This window comes from Deinococcus rubellus, assembly GCF_025244745.1.
Taxonomy (GTDB): Bacteria; Deinococcota; Deinococci; order Deinococcales; family Deinococcaceae; genus Deinococcus; species Deinococcus rubellus.
In genome coordinates, this window is record NZ_CP104213.1 from 2,994,526 (window position 1) to 3,012,436 (window position 17,911).

16 protein-coding genes and 1 pseudogene are annotated in these 17,911 nt (G+C 68.2%); 7 read left to right on the plus strand and 10 right to left on the minus strand.

Going from position 1 to position 17,911, the window contains the following annotated elements:
• Positions 1-107: 107 nt before the first annotated feature.
• From N0D28_RS15275 to N0D28_RS15290, 3 genes are all read left to right on the plus strand, one after another.
• Positions 108-599 (plus strand): DUF4384 domain-containing protein, encoded by a 492-nt coding sequence (locus N0D28_RS15275; protein WP_260560328.1) that lies wholly within the window; start codon positions 108-110, stop codon positions 597-599.
• A gap of 85 nt (positions 600-684) precedes the next feature.
• Positions 685-1,626, plus strand: a complete 942-nt coding sequence (locus N0D28_RS15590; RefSeq protein ID WP_312846419.1) for a YfiT family bacillithiol transferase — start codon at positions 685-687, stop codon at positions 1,624-1,626.
• Between the two features lie 22 nt (positions 1,627-1,648).
• Positions 1,649-2,386, plus strand: coding sequence for a class I SAM-dependent methyltransferase (locus tag N0D28_RS15290; RefSeq protein ID WP_260560329.1), 738 nt, complete (start codon positions 1,649-1,651; stop codon positions 2,384-2,386).
• A gap of 51 nt (positions 2,387-2,437) precedes the next feature.
• Here the strand turns inward: N0D28_RS15290 and N0D28_RS15295 are convergent, their stop codons facing one another.
• From N0D28_RS15295 to N0D28_RS15320, 6 genes are all read right to left on the minus strand, one after another.
• Positions 2,438-2,842, minus strand: coding sequence for a hypothetical protein (locus N0D28_RS15295; RefSeq protein ID WP_260560330.1), 405 nt, complete (start codon positions 2,840-2,842; stop codon positions 2,438-2,440).
• A 489-nt stretch (positions 2,843-3,331) separates the two neighbouring features.
• Entirely contained in the window at positions 3,332-4,615 is a 1,284-nt protein-coding gene (locus N0D28_RS15300; protein WP_260560331.1) for an ABC transporter permease, read from the minus strand.
• Positions 4,616-4,641: 26 nt separating this feature from the next.
• Entirely contained in the window at positions 4,642-5,379 is a 738-nt protein-coding gene (locus tag N0D28_RS15305; protein ID WP_260560332.1) for an ABC transporter ATP-binding protein, read from the minus strand.
• Positions 5,376-6,761: an efflux RND transporter periplasmic adaptor subunit gene (locus N0D28_RS15310; protein WP_260560333.1), complete on the minus strand. Its 1,386-nt coding sequence runs from the start codon at positions 6,759-6,761 to the stop codon at positions 5,376-5,378. The genes N0D28_RS15305 and N0D28_RS15310 overlap by 4 nt, the downstream gene beginning before the upstream one ends.
• On the minus strand, positions 6,761-7,810 hold the full coding sequence (locus N0D28_RS15315; RefSeq protein ID WP_260560334.1) for a TolC family protein: 1,050 nt from the start codon (positions 7,808-7,810) through the stop codon (positions 6,761-6,763). The genes N0D28_RS15310 and N0D28_RS15315 overlap by 1 nt, the downstream gene beginning before the upstream one ends.
• Positions 7,807-9,246 (minus strand): TolC family protein, encoded by a 1,440-nt coding sequence (locus N0D28_RS15320; protein ID WP_260560335.1) that lies wholly within the window; start codon positions 9,244-9,246, stop codon positions 7,807-7,809. The genes N0D28_RS15315 and N0D28_RS15320 overlap by 4 nt, the downstream gene beginning before the upstream one ends.
• A gap of 182 nt (positions 9,247-9,428) precedes the next feature.
• Here N0D28_RS15320 and N0D28_RS15325 point away from each other — a divergent pair, with 182 nt between their 5' ends.
• From N0D28_RS15325 to N0D28_RS15340, 4 genes are all read left to right on the plus strand, one after another.
• On the plus strand, positions 9,429-10,112 hold the full coding sequence (locus N0D28_RS15325) for a response regulator (protein WP_260560336.1): 684 nt from the start codon (positions 9,429-9,431) through the stop codon (positions 10,110-10,112).
• Positions 10,113-10,160: 48 nt separating this feature from the next.
• On the plus strand, positions 10,161-11,534 hold the full coding sequence (locus tag N0D28_RS15330) for a sensor histidine kinase (protein ID WP_260560337.1): 1,374 nt from the start codon (positions 10,161-10,163) through the stop codon (positions 11,532-11,534).
• A 25-nt stretch (positions 11,535-11,559) separates the two neighbouring features.
• Positions 11,560-12,267, plus strand: a complete 708-nt coding sequence (locus N0D28_RS15335; RefSeq protein ID WP_260560338.1) for an arginase — start codon at positions 11,560-11,562, stop codon at positions 12,265-12,267.
• Positions 12,268-12,419: 152 nt separating this feature from the next.
• Positions 12,420-12,884 carry a hypothetical protein gene (locus N0D28_RS15340; protein ID WP_260560339.1) on the plus strand — a complete coding sequence of 155 codons (465 nt, stop codon included), beginning with the start codon at positions 12,420-12,422 and terminating at the stop codon, positions 12,882-12,884.
• Between the two features lie 28 nt (positions 12,885-12,912).
• Here the strand turns inward: N0D28_RS15340 and N0D28_RS15345 are convergent, their stop codons facing one another.
• The 4 genes and pseudogenes from N0D28_RS15345 to N0D28_RS15360 form a co-directional block, all read right to left on the minus strand.
• On the minus strand, positions 12,913-14,355 hold the full coding sequence (locus N0D28_RS15345) for a glycoside hydrolase family 3 protein (RefSeq protein WP_260560340.1): 1,443 nt from the start codon (positions 14,353-14,355) through the stop codon (positions 12,913-12,915).
• Positions 14,356-14,432: 77 nt separating this feature from the next.
• Entirely contained in the window at positions 14,433-14,747 is a 315-nt protein-coding gene (locus N0D28_RS15350) for a hypothetical protein (protein ID WP_260560341.1), read from the minus strand.
• Positions 14,744-15,952 carry a cytochrome P450 gene (locus N0D28_RS15355; protein WP_260560342.1) on the minus strand — a complete coding sequence of 403 codons (1,209 nt, stop codon included), beginning with the start codon at positions 15,950-15,952 and terminating at the stop codon, positions 14,744-14,746. The genes N0D28_RS15350 and N0D28_RS15355 overlap by 4 nt, the downstream gene beginning before the upstream one ends.
• Positions 15,949-17,430: pseudogene (locus N0D28_RS15360) on the minus strand (phytoene desaturase family protein); the annotation flags it as partial. The gene N0D28_RS15355 and the pseudogene N0D28_RS15360, both read right to left, overlap by 4 nt.
• Positions 17,431-17,911 lie beyond the last annotated feature (481 nt).

Consider the following 17,911-nt stretch of genomic DNA (forward strand, 5'->3'; position numbering starts at 1 on the left):
AGTATGACAATTCCGGCCCGCCGAAAATCCGGCTTCCCCGGCACCATATGAGAAAGGCCCGCGCAGGCTTCAGATTGAAATCAGGCTCAGGGGCGTATGCTGATTGTATGCGTACTGCCTTTTTGCTCGGTTCACTGGCCCTCGGCCTCAGCGCCTGCACGGTCACGGTTCAGTCCAACACGGGCCTCAGCGGCTCGCGCAGCAATCTCATCAGCAGTCTGCGCCCAGACCGGGGCGAGGGAGCCAGCTACGCGGTGGGCAGCCGGGTACGCTTTAACCTAACCACCCGCACGCCCGGCTACGTCACCCTCATCTCGCTCGATCCCAATGGACGCGGCGACGTGCTGATTCGCGGCGCAGCCGTGGGCGCGGGCACCACCACCTTTCCGCGCGCCGAGGACCGCGTCACCTATGACGTGACCACGCCGCGCGGTCTCCAGCGGGTGCGGGCCATCTTCACGCGGGCGCGCCCCAACGTGGACGTGGTGCTGCAAGGTCAGTACAACGGCGACACCTGGAACACCGTGACCAACTCATACCTGCGCCCCTACGCCGCGCCGGACCGCGACGTGCAGGAGACCTTCTTCTACATTCGCTGAGACTGACCTTTCGTTGAGCGCCCCCTGCCTGTCGCGGCTGGGGGCGCTTTTTCGTGGCCCGCACCGAAGGCGCTAAACTGAACGGATGACCGCGCCCGATGCTTCTACCTCCCAGCCGCTCAGCTTTGCTGCCGCCAGCGCGCGGGTCGAGGCCTACGTGTCCCAGTTCGAGGAAGGCTACTTTCCGCCGCTGCTGCTGCTGGCCCGGCTGAGCGAGGAAGTCGGCGAGGTGGCCCGCGTGCTCTCGCACGAGAACGGCAAGACGCCCAAGCCCGGCGAGGCGGTGGGCGATCTGGAGCTGGAGCTGGCCGACGCCCTGTTCGTGATGGTGTGCATGGCCAACCAGCGCGGCCTGAGCCTGGAGCGCGGCTTCGAGCGGATGATGCAGAAAGTGGAAACGCGCGACGCCCGGCGCTGGACCCGCAAGGACGCCGCCGAACCCAGCGCTGCTGAAATCGGAGCCGCCCCATCCGGTGAAGACGCCACGCGCCACACGGAACCCGCCGCCGATCTCCGTTACCCGATTGGACCGATGCCTGACGTGCCGGAGGTGTCCAAACTGGCCCGCGACCAGGCCATCAGGGCCATCGCCGCATTGCCTGCCGAGTTGCGCGCGGCAGTGGCCGACCTCAACGAGGCCCAGCTCGACGTGCCGTACCGGGAGGGCGGCTGGACGGTGCGCCAGCTCGTTCACCACATTGCCGACAGCCACCTCAACGCCTACACTCGGCTCAAGCTGGCGCTGACCGAGAAGCGCCCGACCATCAAGCCCTACGACGAGAGCGAGTGGGCCAGGCTGGCCGATTCGGCACTGCCGGTTGAGGTCAGCCTGAAGCTGCTGGACAACCTGCACCAGCGCTGGGCCACTGTGCTGGAGAGTCTCAGCGAGGCGCAGTGGGCACGCAGCTTCGTGCATCCGGGCAGCGGCAAGAATTTCACGCTGGCGCAGGCGGCCTTGCTGTACGGGTGGCACGGCCAGCACCACACCGCCCACATTTTGCGGCTGCGCGAGCGGTGCGGCTGGTGACTGGCAAACGGGTGACCGGCACGTGAACTACGATGAATTCGCCGATCTCTACGACCACCAGTACGACCTCTACCGCGACGATCTGCACTTTTACGGTCAGCTCGTCGGGAAGGTGGGCGGCCCGCTGCTGGAAATCGGGGCGGGAACGGGGCGCGTCACCACCTACCTGAGCCGCCGGGGGGCCGACATCACCGGCCTGGAGCCGAGTGCCCGGATGCTGGAGCGGGCCAGGGCGCGGGCCGAGCGCGAGAACCTGACGCTCAAGCTGGTTCAGGGCGACATGAAGACCTTCCGGCTGGAGCAGCGCTTCGAGCTGGTGATCGCCCCGTTCAATGCCCTGATGCACCTCTACACCCCCAACGAGCAGTTGCAGGCGCTGGAAAACATTCACGCGCACCTCGTGCCCGGCGGCCAGCTGGTGTTCGATCTGAGCGTGCCGCGCTACGGCTTTCAGGCCACCCTGCGCCACGAGGGCGAGACTTTTTTCGTGGGCCGCGAGCGCACCGACGTGTTTCTGGTGCAGCGGCTCGACGAGGTCAAGCAGCGCGTGACCACCGATTACTACGTGGACACGGTGGGCGAGGACGGGGGACTGCGCCGCCGCTTTTTCAGCCTGGAGCAGCGCTATTTTACCCGCTACGAGGTGGAATGGCTGCTGCGCTGCGCGGGCTTCGAGTCGCCGCGCGTGCAGGGCGGCTTTCAGGGCGGCCCACTGACAGCGGCCAGCGAGACGATGGTCTTTCTGACGCGTCGCAAATAAGAACTGGGAGCCGCCCAACGTGCAGGCGGCTCCCAGTTCTTCTCAGGCGACTTACTTTTTCTGCAACAGTGCGATGTACGACTTAAGCGCGTCGGCCTGACGGCCCTGCTTGAAGGGATTGAAGGGGCCGCTGCCGGGGCCGCCCCGTCCGGCCTGCTGGCCCTGGGCGTTCTGACCATTCTGGCCCTGACGGTTCTGGCCGCCGAACGCCCCGCCCGGCAAGCCTGGAATGCGAAATCCGCTGCCCTGGCCGTTGCCGCCCGCCTTCTGACGGGCCGCGCGGCGCTCCTCCTGGCGCTTGAGGTCCAGATCATCGAGAGCCGTCACCTGTTTATCCGTCAGGATCTTGTCCTCGATCTGGCTGAGGGTCTTGGTGGCGTCTGCCGCCGTGATGCTGGCCGCACTCTGCAACTTTTGCAGCAGCGGCAGCAGTTGCTTGGCCTGGGCCTTGGTCACGGCGTTGGCCTTGTTTTTTTTCCAGTTCGGACATCAGCGACACCCGGCTGGCGAGATCGAACACCGGCTGCATGGCCTGGAAGCGGGCGCGCTGGGCCGGGTCGAGCTGGCGCTGGGTACCCTGGCCCTGGACAGGCTGGCCCTGCTGGGCCGACGCCGCGCCCAGGAGCAGAATGGCGGAAAGCGAAAGGATTTTGAGGACAGTTCTGGACATGGATGTGGACTCCTTGAAAGGCAAGAGGATGGGTGCTGAACCGGACCAGTCCAGTCTTGGGCGTCCCTGTGCAGAAACGGCGAACAACCGACGCCGGGATGGTGAAGGGTTCCTCGCACGTGCCTTGTACGGATTCCGATTAGATCGTGTTCAGCGTCCGTGTGCTGGACGCGATTTAATCCGACCAACGGGAGTAGGACAAGGTACTGGTTCTGCGTTGTGGAAGTGCATCCCGCGCTTTTTGCGGGGTGTGCTGGAATTAAGCGGAACCAGTATTACTCGTAGCGCAGGCTGTCCACCGGGTCGAGCCGGGCCGCCTGCGCCGCCGGGTAATAGCCGAAGAAGATGCCCACCAGAGCGCTGAAGAGAAAAGCGATCCCGACGGTGACAGGCGAGAAGACCGGGCTGATGCCCGCGAAGTTGCCCGCGTAGGCCGCCGCCACGCCCAGCACCAGCCCGATGACGCCGCCGCCCACCGACAGCACGAAAGCCTCCACTAGAAACTGGGTCAGAATGTCGCGGGGTTTTGCGCCCAGCGCCTTGCGAACGCCGATCTCACGGGTGCGCTCGGTGACCGACACCAGCATGATGTTCATGATGCCGATGCCGCCCACCAGCAAGCTGATTCCGGCGATTGCGCCCACCAGCAGGGTCAGGGTGGTGGTGATGCTGCTGAGGCTGGCCAGCGAGTCGGCCTGGTTCTGAATCTGGAAATCGTCGTTGGCCGGGTCGCTGATCTTGTGGCGGGTTTCCAGCAGGGCAGTCAGTTCGTCTTGCAGCGGGGTCAGGTCGGCGGCGGTGTTGGCCTGCACGTAGACGCTCTGCACGGTGGGCTGGCCGTTGCTGCGGGTATTGGAGAAACGCTGCTGGAAGGTGGAGAGTGGCACCAGCACCTGTCCGTTGGGGTTGCCGAAGCCGCTGGCCCCCTTGTCGGGCAGCGTGCCCACCACCGTGAAGCTGACGGTGCCCAGCTTGACCTTCTGGCCCAGCGGATCATTTGTGCCGTAAAGGTCCTGCGCCACCTGAAAGCCGATGACGGCCACCCGTTTGCGGCCCTTCACATCGGCGTCGGTAAAGTAGCTCCCGGTCGCCAGCGGGCTGTTGCGGACCGTCTGGTAGGCGGGCCAGGTGCCGATGACGGTGGCCTGGGTATTGGTGCTGCCCGCCTTGGCCTGCACGCTGCTCTGGGAGGTGGGGGCCACGCCCGCAATGCGCGAGGAATCCAGCGCGGCCATCGCCTCGGCGTCCTTGAGGGTAATGGTCTGGCGGGGGCCGCCGCGCACCAGCGAACCGCCGCCGAAGTTGCCGCGCACGCTGCCCACCGTCAGCAGGTTGGTGCCCAGCGCTTCCAGGTTCCTGGTCACGCCCGCCGTGCTGCCCGCGCCGATGGCCGTCAGCGCAATCACGGCGGCCACCCCGATGATGACCCCCAGGGCCGTGAGCATGCTGCGCAGCGGCGAGCCCAGAATGGCCCGCCAGGCAATCGTCACCGCTCCGGCCAGGCCCAGTCCGCCGCCCATGTGGGCGCGCGGCGCGGCGGGCGTCAGAGGCGGATTCACCGACGGATTCTCCAGGGGCCGGACGGTCACAGGGCCGCCTGAACCGGGTGCGGACGCTTCTGTGGGCCGCGCCGGGGCGACTGGCGCACGTCACTCTCGATCAGCCCGTCGCGCACCCGCACCACCCGCTCGGTGTACTCGGCGATGTCGGGTTCGTGGGTCACGATGACCACCGTGGTGCCCTCGGCGTGCAGTTCCCCGAACAGGTTCATGACCTCCTCGGAGGTGTGCGAGTCGAGGTTGCCGGTCGGCTCGTCGGCCAGCAGCAGCCGGGGCGAGAGGGCAAGAGCGCGGGCCACCGCCACCCGCTGCTTTTGCCCGCCGCTGATCTGCGAGGGCAGGTTTCTCGCCTTGCTCTCCAGGCCCACGCGGATCAGCACGTGCAGGGCACGCTCGCGGCGCTCGGCCGCCGGGTATCCGGCGTAGGTGAGCGGCACCTCCACGTTTTCCAGCAGGTTCAGGCGCGGCAGCAGGTGAAAGGCCTGGAACACGAAGCCGATCTCATGGTTTCTGGCCTCGGCCCGCTCATTCTCGCTCAGCGACGTCACGTCGCGCCCGCCCAGCAGGTACCGGCCCTCTGAGGCCCGGTCGAGGAGGCCGATGATCTGCATCAGGGTCGTTTTGCCGCTGCCTGACGGCCCCATCAGGGCGACCATCTCACCCTGCTGAACCGTCAGGTCCACGCCCCTGAGCGCCTCGAACACCACGTCGCCGGTCTGGTAAATCTTGCGGATACCGCTGAGGTCCAGCACCGGGTCGCTCATCGTCCGCCTCCAAAGCCGCCACCACCGGAGCCGCCGCCCAGGCCGGGCACACGGGTGCCACTACTGTTGCGAGTCGTCGTGCCGGACGCGCCACTGGACACCGTGCCGGGCAGCTCCACCACGTCCCCAGCCTTGAGACCGCTGGTCACGATGATGCTGGTGCCGTCGTCGGCTCCGGTGCGAATGCGGGTGCGCTCGGCTGCCCCGCCGGGCGTCTGGAGCTGCACGTAGCTGCGCGTCCGCACCGACTCCACCGCCTTCTTGGGAATGATCAGCCCGCTGGCCTGACTCTGGATGACCTCGGCCTCGGCAGTCATGCCGGGACGCAGCACCCCGTCCGGGTTGGGCAGCCGCACCGTGACCGTAAAGTAGGCGATGCCCGACTCGGTGGTGGCCTCAGGACTGATGCGCGTCACCTTGCCACTGAAGGTCTGGCCGTCGAGGGCGTCGAGCGTCACATCGGCAGGCTGACCCACCCTGACCGCGCCGATCTCGGTCTCGTCCACCTGCACCGGCAGATCGATCTTCGAGGCATCGATCAGGGTGGCGACCACCGTGCCGCCCACGCTGCTGCCGGTGACACTCTGCCCGGCGCTGACCGGAACGGTGGCGACGGTGCCGGACATCGGCGCGTAGAGTTTGATTCCGGCGCGGGTGGTCTGGGCGTCCTGGAGACCCACCTGGGCCTGCTGCACGGCGAGCTGGCTGCCGCTGAGGTCCTGCGCGCTGCTGGCGAGTTTGGCGCTCTGCTGGGTGCGGAACGAGGCGAGCGCCTGCTGGGCCGTGCTGAGGCTTTGCTGGGCGTTCCGGACGGTAATCTGGGCCGCCTGCAAGTCCTGGGCGCTGAGGCCACCCACGGCGTAGAGCTGCCGCTGGTTGCCGAGGGTCTGCTGGGCGGCGGCGAGACTGCTCTGGGCGCTCTGCACCGTCTGTGACGCGCCGACGATGCTCTGGGCATCCTGAGCGCGGCTGCTGGCCTGCGAGGCGCGCAGCGAGGCGAGCTGGGCCTGGGCGCGTTGCAGGGCGAGCTGGGCATTCTGCACCCCGGTGTCGGCGGTGGCGCTGCTCAGGCGGGCAATCAACTGGCCCCTGGTGACCTGGTCACCGACGGTGGGCACCAGGGTGAGGGTGCCGCCAGTGGTGGCCGAAACGCTGCTGCTGGTCGCCGCGCTCAGGGTACCAGGGCCACTGACCGACACCCTGACCTCGCCCTGGGTCGCCGTGGACGTTTGCACAGTGGGCACGGCGGCCACCGTGTTGCTGCGCTGATAGTAGTAAGCGCCCCCGCCGCCGACCAGCAGGGCCGCCACGATCCACGGCCAGGCCCGGCGTTGTTGACGCTGCGGTTGGCTCAGCGGAGCGGGTCGGGCGGGGGTGGACATTACAGCCCGCCCACTCCGGTGAGGTTATTGCCCGAGGCCGCCGAGAGGGCAGCCAATGTGTTGAGGGCGCTGGCCTGGGCCACGACGCGGTTTTGCTGCGCCTGGGCCAGCGCGAGCTGCGACTTGAGCAGGTCCACCGTGCTGATCACACCAGTCTTGAGCCGGGTCTGGTCCTGCTTGAAGTTGGTCTGGGCATTGCCTTCCTTTTGCAGCGCCACGCCGAGCAGTTGCTGGGCGTTGGCCGCCGACTGGTAGGCGCTGCTCAGGCTGGTGGCCGCGTTCTTGTTGGCGCTGTCCAGGCTGCGCTGGGCGTTGGCGAGCGTCACCTTGGCGTTGCTGAGGGTCTGGGCAGGGGTAAAGTCATTACTGTAGAGGGTCACGTTGAGCTGGGCCGCCGCCACCGCCTGCTGGGCCTGCACCACGTTCGGCAGGCGTGCGGTGAGGCCGTTGGCGAGGCTGGCCTGCGAGACCTTGAGGGCCGGAATGCTGCCCAGCCCGGCGGCACGCACGGCGCTGCTCAGCCCGGTGAGGGCGGCCAGCTTCTGCGCGGCGATGTTCACCTGCGCCTTGGCATCGGCCAGGTTCTGGGTACTGGCGTCGAGGCTGCTCTGGGCATTCTTGAGGTCGAGCGCGGTGGCGTTCTTGACGTTGAGCTTGACCTGCACGACTTGCAGGTTCTTGGTATCACTCTGGACTTGCAGGGTCTGGAGGTCCACGTTCTGCTGAGCGGTGTAAAGGGCCGTGTAGGCGCTGAGGGCATTTTGCAGACCTCCGATCTTGGCACTCTGGAGCTGCACGCTGGCCAGCGCGGCAGCCTGCTGGGCCGCCAGGGTATCGGCAGCCAGGGCACTGGGGTCAGCCAGGGTGGCTTTCAGGCTGGCCTGCGCCTTATCGAGATTGGCCTGGGCGGTGCGCACGTCCGCGCCGTTGCTGAGGGCCGCCTGGGTGGCGGCACTGAGGGTGGTGCTGATGGTCGTCTGGGCGGCGGCAAACGGCAGGAAAACCAGGCTGAGCGTGATGGCAGTGCGGTGAATGTCGGTACGGTTCATTGGGGGCCTCCGGCGGCGAGTTGAAGTTTGAGGATGCTCAGGGCGGCGGCGGTGCGGGCCGCCTGGGTATCGCGCTGGGCCTGGGCGTCGGCAGCCTGGGCGCTGGTCACGTCGTTCTGGGTCCCAGTGCCTGCCGCCAGCCTGGCCTGGGCGGTTTGCAGGGCCACGTCGGCGCGCTGCTGCAAGGTCACCTTGGCCGTCACCGCGCCGAGCGCCGTCAGGGTGTCGCCGTACTGCTGGCGCACGCCGAGTTCGGCAGTCTGGCGGGCCAGCGTCAGGCTCAGCTCAGCCTGCGAGACCTGCGCCTGGGTGCTGGCGATCTGGGCATTGGCGGCGGGGCCGTAGATGGTATACGAGCCGCTGACCGAGAGGCTGAGGCTACTGGCGGCGCTGTTGGCATTCAGCGGCTGGGTGTAGCCCACATTCGCCGTGCCGTCCTTGAGGCTCAGGCCCGCGCCCAGACCGCCGCCGCCGGGGCCATAGTTGGCGCTCAGCGTCAGGTCCGGCAAGCTCCGGTCGCGCTGCTGCTGCTCAAGCGTGTCCTGCGCCGAGGCCAGAGTGTTCTGGGCCTGCACCACGTCGGAGCTGTTGGCGATAGCCTGCGCCACCAGCGCGTTCACGTCGCCGAGGCCCAGCCCCGTGAGGCCCGCCGCGTCGAGGCTACTGGGCAAGTCGGGGGCGCTGCCAAAGGTCGCGGCGCTCAGATCGGTGCCGAGGGTGGCCGACAGCGAGCGGCGGGCCGTGTCGAGCGCTGTTCTCGCCGCCTGCTGACTGGCCTGGGCCGTCTGGAGGCTGGCCTGGGCCTGTAACTCGCTTTCCTGGGTGGCATTCTGCTGGCTGCGCTGAAGTTGCACGGCGCTGAGCGTCTGCTGGGCGCTCTGAAGGTTCTGGGCCGCGACCTGAAGGTCGAGCTGCGACAGATACGCGCTCTGGTACTGCTGCACCACGTTCGACCGGGCGGTGTTGATATTTTCCTGGCGCACCGCCTTGGCGTAGTTCAGTGAGCGCTGGGCGGCGGCCAGGGCCGTGCGGTTACTGGCCCAGGGCAAGACTCCGGCGGTGGCCTTGAGATTGAGGCTGCCATTCAGGCCGCTACCGCCAGAACCGCCGCTGCCACTGGTGCCGCCACTCCCGGTACCCGTACTTCCCGCCGAAGCTGCCGCGCTGCTGTAACTGGCGTTGCCACCCACCGTGACATTCAGGCTCAGGCCCGCCTGCGCGGCGTCGAGGTCGCGCTGGGCACGGCTGAGCGCCAGGTTGGCCTGGACCACCTGGGGCGCGCTGCTGAGCCGGGCCAGGGCGTCTGCGAGGGTCAGGCTGGTGGCGGCAGGCGCGGCCTGTGTGGTGGGTGCGGGCGGCGAGGCGCTCTGGGCAGCGGCTTCCGGCAGACTGGCCGCGCCGAGGAGCAGAGCGAGGGTCAGGGCTAGACGACGCATCGGGCCGCCTGGGCAATCGGAGGTGGCACTGCTTGAGAAAGAGCTGGGTGCTGGACATTCATACACCGTATTCAACGGTTCTTTCGCCAACACCCCGCGCAGGCTTTGTGAAGATTTGGCGCAGATGGTTTGGTTTGACTTGCGCCGAACCTTGATGCGCCCGGCTTAACCTGCATTTACTTATGAGCGCCCTGATTCTGATTGTCGAAGACGAGCCGCATCTGGCCGATGTGCTGGAAGCCTACGCCAGGCAGGAGGGCTTTCGCAGCGAGCGCGCCGCCGACGGCAACGCGGCCCTGACCTTATATAGGGCCGCCAAACCCGATCTGGTGCTGCTCGACATCATGCTGCCGGGCAAGAACGGGCTGGACGTGCTGCGGGCCATCCGCGCCGACAGCGACACCCCGGTTATTCTGGTGACGGCCCGCGCTGAGGAGAGTGACCACATCGTTGGCCTGGAACTCGGCGCGGACGATTACGTGGTCAAGCCGTTCCGGCCCCGCGAGGTGATGGCGCGGGTACGGGCGGTGCTGCGCCGCGCTTCCGCCGTACTCGAAAACGGCCAGGACACCCCGCTGCGGGTGGGGCCGCTCGATATTGACCGGCGGGCCGTGAGCGCAACCGTCCACGGCAAGGAATTGCAGCTCACCCCCACCGAGTTCCGGCTGCTCTCTCACCTGGCCGCCGCACCGGGCCGGGCCTTTACCCGTGAGGAACTGCTCGAAGCCGCCCTGCCCGACTCCGACGCCCTGGAGCGGGTGGTGGACGCCCACCTGGCCGGAGCGCGGCGCAAGCTCGAGGCGGCGGGCGCGGCGGGGCTCCTGCATACCGTGCGCGGCGTGGGCTACCGTCTCTCTGAGTTGTAGTTGGACGTGTAAGGCGTATAAAAGAAGGCACATGACCGAGGTGAACACGTGAAACCGACGCCCAGTATGGCCAAGAGCGTGCCGGGCCTCAACGCCGCGCCGGGAACGGCCCCGGAAAGCGAGACGGTGCGGACCTGGCCGTGGCAGCGGCTGTCGGTCAGCATCATCGCGGCCATGCTGCTGATGATGGTGATCATGGCGATGAGCATGATGGCTGTCTCGAACTACTCGCTGCGCCAGCAGTTCGACAACCTGCCGCCGGAAGTCCGCGCTCAGTTCAACCAGGGCGACCCGGCGGGGCCGAGCGATGCGGGCGACGCGGGCCGCAAGCTGGCTCAGGGCGTGACCCGGTCGTACTTCGTGCTGGTGCCGCCCCAGACGAGTAGCACTCAGGCCAGCAGCGGGCCGGACGGCTCCGGCATGCTCAACCCGCCGCAGCGCCTGAGCCGGGTCGAGCGCGTCCGGCGCGACCTGCTGAGCAACCTCACCTGGGCCGTGGCAATTTCCGGCGTGGTGGCAGTGCTGATCGGGGCGCTGCTGGCCCGGGTCATCTCGCGCCCGGTGGACGAGGTCTCCAGGGTGGCCCAGCTCGTCTCGGGCGGCGATCTCTCGGCGCGGGCCCGGCAGTGGCCCGGCACCTCCGAACTGGTCAACCTGACGCGCAACTTCAACCGCATGGCCGGAAGCCTCGATCTCTTGGAGCGCGAGCGCCGCGAGATGATTGCTGACATCGCCCACGAGCTGCGCACCCCGCTGGCGGTGGTGCAGGCCCGTCTCGACGCCTTCGAGGACGGGGTACTGGAACCCACGCCGCAGGAACTGGCGCTGGTCTCGATGCAGATCGGGCTGCTGACCCGGCTGGTGGGCGATTTGCGAACCCTGTCGCTGGCCGAGGCCGGGCGGCTGCCGCTGCAACTCGCGCCGCTCGACCTCTCGGCGCTGGTGCTGCGGGTCAGCCAGTCGTTTGCCAGCAAGGCGCAGGCGGCAGACATTCACTTGGCCCTGCACGTGCCGCCCGGCGAACTGCCCACCCTGGCTGACCGTGACCGGCTGGGGCAGGTGCTGATCAACTTGCTGGACAATGCCCTGCGCTACACCCCGGCGGGTGGCCAGATCAACGTCGCGGCGCGGGCACAGGCCGGTCAGGCGGTGCTGAGCGTGCGAGACTCCGGCCCCGGCTTTCCAGCGGGCAGTGAGCAGCAGGTGTTCGCCCGCTTCTTCCGGGGTGATCAGAGCCGCACCCGCGATTCGGGCGGCACCGGGCTGGGGCTGGCCATCGTCTCGGCGCTGGTGCAGGCCCACGGCGGCGTGGTGGTGGCCCGCAATGCCCTGTCCGGCGGCGCGGAGGTCGAGGTGCGTCTGCCGCTGCACGAGGAGCCGCCTGAGACCGGCTGGAGTGATCTGGCGGCGCTGCCGGGGTGACGGCCAGCGGTCATACACTGAAATCATGCTGCTGAGCCTCGACTGGGACGCCTACTCGGGCTGCCGCGAACTGGTCTTCGACGCGCCGATCTGGGGCAGCCCGGACCGCGAGTCGGACCGGCTGGCGGCCTGGCAGCGGCGCGCCCTCACGCGTGACCAGCAGGTGACGGGATGGGCCGCCCTGAACGCCGACTTCCCGCTGTATCCCGGCTGGGAAGCGTTCGGACAGTACGCGGGGCGGCCCGCCTTCGTGGCCTGGAGTCACGCCCACGCCTGGGAATGGTTAAAGCAGTTTCCGGGCCGCGAGGTGCTGAACATCGACAGTCACCACGACCTGACCTCGCTCAGCGGCGACCCGGCGAAGGTGCGCCCCGGCAACTGGGCGGGCCTGGGCCTGGCCGCCGGGCTGATCTCACACTACGAAGTCCAGTATCCGGCCTGGCACGGGGGCATGCCGGTGGCCGAGGGCTTTGATCTGGACCGCACCCGGCAGGAACTCGCCGCGCACCTGAGCCGTGATGTGCTGGCCCGCCTGACCCTGACCCGCGCCGACATCCTCTGCCACGGCAACACCTCCCCCCTCCCCCCGAAACGTGAAGTCGAGGCGCTGCTGCTGGTGCAGTCGCCGTCGTGGACGAGTCCGGCACACGATCCGGCCTTCCTCGAACTGGCCTCGGCGCTGGGGGTACAGGCGCTGAGTGAACCGTACCTGCGGCCCTGGCCGGGCGTTTAGCGGCTAAACTGAGCGGAGCTTCGGGGGCGTGCTGCGCCGGGCCGTCCCGAGGCTCCGCCGACTCCAGTGTCCTTTTTCCGCTCCCAGAGAGGGTTTGCCCGCATGCGCAGGACGTTTTGAAACCCACGTCTTCCGGTCCCCTTTACTATCAAGTGGGTGTCTTCGCACTGGTTCGCAGCAAGGACACCTATCTGGTGGTTGAGCCGCAGCAGCCGCTGCTACCGGGAACCGTGCAACTGCCGGGATTGCTGCTCGGCAGCGCCAGCGGTGCAGGCCTGGCTGAAACCGGACTGCGCCGCGCCCTGCTCTCGCAGGTGGGCCTGTCCATCGGTTCGCTGAGCTTGGTGGGCAGCTTCGCCGTGCGGCTGCCGGAAGGCGACTCGCGCCTGAGCCTGCTGTTCGGCAGCGAGTACGTGTCGGGCATTCTGAACCCCAGCTCGGAAGTGCGCGGCGCGCAGTGGCAATCGTCGCCGGAGTTGCGCGCTCTGGGCGCACCCGAGTGGCTGTTCTCGGCGATTCACGAGTATCAGGTACTCAGCGGCGCGCTGCCCGGCGAGGACGACAGGCGGCCGCGCAAGCCGCTGCTGCGCTCGATTCTGGGCCGCCGGGCAGAATAGAACATGGAATCAATGGCCCGGCAGCCCGTCAAGGGGTTTTGCCGCGCAGCCAGTCCCATACCGCCGCCCGTGCCAGGGGCTGGAAGCCGAAACTCTGCACGGCAGGGGCGGCAATGTCCAGCGCACTGTAGGGATTGTAGAAGGCCAGGTGCAGATCGGGTGTGGCGCTCCCCAGGGCAGCCTGACGGTGGCGCTGGGTGGTCGCCAGAATCAGCGGGCGGTCCCCCGCGTCCCGGCGCAACTGCGCCCAGTCCAGTTCGGCGGGGTCGTCGTAGGCGTGCAGGTCCACGCTGTACCACCCGCCGAGTTCATCTGCCAGAATCTGGGCCTCCACACTGGCCTCGCTGACGTTCTCGCGCGCGGTCCGGCGCTGGGCCACCAGCAGCAGACGGCGGCCCGGCACAATTGGCTGCGGATCGCCGACCAGGCCCAGACCCCGCGCCCAGGCCTGCCGGAAGAGCGCCTCGTCGTCCGGTTGCACCGCCGCTTCATCGATCTGCACCGGAAAGCGCCGGGCCAGTTCAGAGAGCCGGGTCAGCTTGTCGGACACCTCCAGACCATCGTCCAGCGCGGCCTGCACCGCGTCCAGGGTAACCTGCTGGGCCCCTCGCCGCCCCAGCGCCATGACCATGTCGGCTCCAGCGTTCAGGCTCATGACCGCCGCCTCGCCGCGCCCGTAATGGGCGTCAATGGCCTGCATCCCCATGCTGTCGGTGATGATCACGCCGTCGTAGCGCCACGCCTCACGCAACAGCCCACTCAGAATGGGCCGCGACAGGGTGGCCGGATGCTCGGTGTCCAGCGCGTCGTAAATGATGTGGGCGGTCATCACGGCGGGGGCAATACCCAGACAGGCCCGGAACGGCGCGAGTTCCAGGGCGTCCAGCTCGGCGCGGGACTTGCCGACGCGCGGCAGGGCACGGTGCGAGTCGAGCCGGGTGTCGCCGTGGCCGGGAAAGTGCTTGACGCAGCCTGCCACACCTTCCCGCGTCAGGCCGCGCAGGGCCGCCGCGCCGTGCCGGGCGACCCGCTCCGGCGAGTCGCCGTAGGAGCGCTCGGCGATCACCGGATTCTCGGGGTTCACGTTCACGTCCAGCACCGGGGCGAAATTCCAGTTGATGCCCACCGATCTGAGTTGCCGCGCCAGGGCCGCCGACACCGCTTCGGTCAGGGCAGGGTCGCCCGCGTGGCCCAGACTCATGGCGCTGGGCGGCGCAGGCCAGAACGTCGGGCGCACGATTGCGCCGCCCTCGTGGTCGATGGCGATCAATGCCTCTTCGCCCATCACCGCCCTGAGATCCCGGCACAGAGAGCGCAATTGCAACCCGCTCTCCACATTCTTGCCGAACAGACATACCGCCCGGATGCCGTTCGAGCGCAGGTAATCGGCGGTTTCGGGGTCGAGGTTAGGGCCGGGAATGTCCACCATCAGGAGGGCCCCGGCGTGCGGCGCTTGGGGAAAGCGGGTCATGGCGGCAGGCTAGCAGAAGGCCGACAGCAGACATGAAAAATGCGCCGCTGTGGGCGCATGGGAGAGGGAGCGTTCCTTTAACCCTTACAGCGCTTGGCCGTGTAGAGGCGGTTGAGGGTGGCGATCCGCGTGTCGGCAGCCTTCTGCACCTGATCGTTGGTGTACTCGTTGGCGACCACGCCGGGCAAAAAGAAGATGGCCCAGGCCACATTCTGACCGCTCAGGCCACGGTTCTTGCTGGCCTCGCTGCGGGCCGACTGGGCGCGGCCAATCTCACTTCTGATGTCGGTGCACGACAGATCGGAGTCGGGCTTTTGCGAGTTGGGGTTGTAGCGGGGCGCGCAGGAAGCCAGCGAGAGGGCAACGGCCCCGAGCAAAATGATTCTTTTCATGTAATATCCTCCACCGTTCTGATATCACACCCCCCACCCCGGCTGGTTGGCGGGCCTTCATCCCTTGCTCGCACTCTCAGCGGCCCCGCCGGTCCCAGCGTCACGCCAGGGCGGGGGGTCGGGTCGCCGCGCACGGCGCTCAGCGGCGGCAGGCTGCCCAGCGCCGTCTCCAGCATCAGGTTCGCCAGGTGCATGCCCAGACACAACCTCTCGCCGCCGCCGAACGGCAGGTAGGCCCAGGCCGGGGGCTTGAATCCGGCCTGCCAGCGCAGCGGCCAGAACTCGGCTGCCCGCTCCCACAGCAAGGGGTCACGCCCGCTCAGGTAGGGGCTGTAGAGGGCCAGCGCCCCTTTGGGCAGCGTCACGCCCCCAAATTCGGTGTCGTGGGCCAGGCGGCGGCTGCCCATCCAGCCGGGCGGGTACAGGCGCAGGGTTTCCTTGATGACGGCCCGGTGGTGCTCGGGGGCCTGCCACTCAGGGTGGCCCGCCAGAAACCAGGTGGCCCAGGCCAGGGTGTGGGTGGTGGTGTCGTGGCCCGCCGCCAGCGAGATGCGGGCCTCGCGCACGCCGCCGGGCAGCCGGGCGAGAAGAGAGAGCAGGTCGTCGCCGCCCTCCCTGAGCCGCCGCCCGGCCAGCCGCCGCAGCTCGGCGTCGAAGCGGGCAAACAGCAGCGGGCGCGGCCAGGCGGGGGTCGGAAAGGGTTGCCGCAGCGGGGCCAGAAAGGCGTGCATGAGTTCCTGGGGAAACTCGCCGCTGAAGTAGGCCGCGTTGAGCATCGCCAGCACCGCCCCGTCAGCCCAGGCCAGGGCGTCGAACTCGGGCGCGCTGAGTGCCTGCCGGTTGTGCTGCTCCAGCGCCGATACGATACGCGCTTGCAACAACTCCAGATGCTTTTTGCCGAACCCAGGATTCATCGTCTGGCGGCGCGGGCCGTGCCCCGGCGCGTCGGTCAGGATGACGCCGCCCGAGAGGTAGGGCACCACCGCCGAGAAGCTGCCCGCGCTGCGAAAAGTGGTGAGGTCACTCAGCAGCCGCTTGTTCCAGGCGGGCGAGTAGCCGACGACGGTCCTCAGGCCCAGTTGCAGCCCGAATAATTGGCCCAGCGCCGCGCCCTCCTCGATGAGTGAGAGCGGCGAGCTGCCCCAGCGTTGCAGGTGGCCGGAAAAAGGCAGGGGCCGGGGCTGCGGCAAATCGCTGAAGTTCAACTTTCCACGCCGTCCACTGACCCGTCCAACTGGCCGCCCAGGTCGTCGTAGGGCAGCCCGAAGAGTTGCCCCGCCCCGTTCCAGCCGCTGAGGATACTGAGCGGCACGCCGCCGCCGGGGTGTACTGTGCCGCCCACCTGCACCAGATTGCGCGCGCCGGGGTGGCTCCAGCCGGAGCGCAGGCTGCCCAGCAGACCGTGCGGGGCCTGGCCGTAGAGTGCGCCGCGCTCACCGGTCAAGGCGTAGAGCGAGGGATCAATCGGCAGCCAGCCGCTGACCGGCAGCGGGCCGTACTTCTCAGTGAAGCGGGCCTGGAGTTTGGCGAGCAACTCCACGCCGTAAGCGTAGGGATCGGCCACCGCACGCGGATCAGGCGGCGCGTTGACCAGCAGAAAAGCCCGCTGGCCGTCGAGGTGCAGGTACAGCGCCGGGTCGCCGGGCAGCTTGCCCGCCGCAATGTCACGCCATTCCTGGCGGTACTCGGGCGGAAAGAACAGGTGGTGGGCGCGGCCCAGGTCGCGCTCCAGGCGCAGTTGCAGGGCAAAGCCGCTGACACCGCGCGGCGACTTGTCGGGCGGGTGGCCCAGCCAGCCGGCGGTCAGGCTGCGGTCCACCGCACTCACCCAGCGCTCGGCGCTGAAGGCCCCCTGATCGGTGTGCACGCCCATAATCCGGCTGCCGGAGCGGATCAGGTGCTTGACCGTGACGCCGTACTCGAATCTCACACCCGCCGCCTCGGCCTGCTCGGCCAGCCGGACCGCCAAGGCACCCAGCCCGCCCGATTCGCCCTCGCCCAGATGCCAGACGCCCAGCCCCAGTTCGACCCAGGCGACGTTGTGCAGCACCGCCGGGGCCTTGTAGGGATTGGCCCCCAGGTAGGTCGCAAAGCGCAGCCAGAAGGGGGTCAGCAGCGGCCCACTCTGCACCAGCTGCGAGAGCCTGGCCCAGGGTGCGGCGCGGCCTCCCCTGGTGAGGGCGTAGCGGGCCAGCTTGAGCTTGCTGGGCGGCGGCCCGAAGATGAAGGTCGGCGCGGCGTCACGGTACATGCGCTTGGAGAGGTCAAGCAGCCGGGTATACTGGCGGGCCTCGCGGCGACTGAGCTGCGCCAGGGTGCTGTCCAAGCTCCCAGCCACGCTCAGCGCCTCAGGCGCGAAAGTGCGGCCCGCCAGCTTGCCCGCGTAGTGGTAGGTGGTGGTGGGCCGCGCCGGAGTCAGCAGCGGCTCCGGCAACCCCAGACGCTGGTGCAGGCCCCGGAAGATCTGCGGCATGGTCACGACGGTGGGACCGCTGGAAAAGTCCGGCCAGCCGAGCGCCGCCTTACCGCCGGGGCGCTCCAGTTGGTCGAGCACCGTGACCTGCGCGCCGGCCTGCGAGAGCCGCAGCGCCGCCGCCAGCCCGGCAAAACCCGCGCCGATCACGATGACGGTGCTGGGGCGTGAACGGGTCATGGCTGCCAAGATACACGGCCCGGCGCGTTGAGACTGAAGGAAAGCACGCTCAGCAGCGAATCTTCAGCGGCGCGGCCCCGGAGCGTTGCGCCCGCAGGCTGCTCTGTGCCACTCGCAGCACCGCACTTCCAGCAGGGCCGTCTTGCTGCTGCCGACAGGGCCGCCGACGCCGATCTTGAGCGGGAGAGAAGAGAGAAAATGACGGCGTTCAGCTTGGCGCGGCCTGAACAGGAAGCGCGTCACGTTGACACAGCTCGCTCGGCTATGTCTGTATTTTGTGTCTTGACTCACGCTATGTACAACATGTAGTATCAGCCGCGTTAGTTTCTGTCTGCATCTCCGCAGGAACAGAGGGAAGTCCGGTCAACCTTGCACCCGTCATGCGGGAGGCAGGCTTCAGTCCGGCACAGTCGCGCTACGGTTTTCAGTCCGAACGCTCGCCTCGCGGAGTCTATCCCTTTTGCCTCCCCTCCCGCGTCAGGAGCTTAGATGAAACCATTCGAGTGCGGCC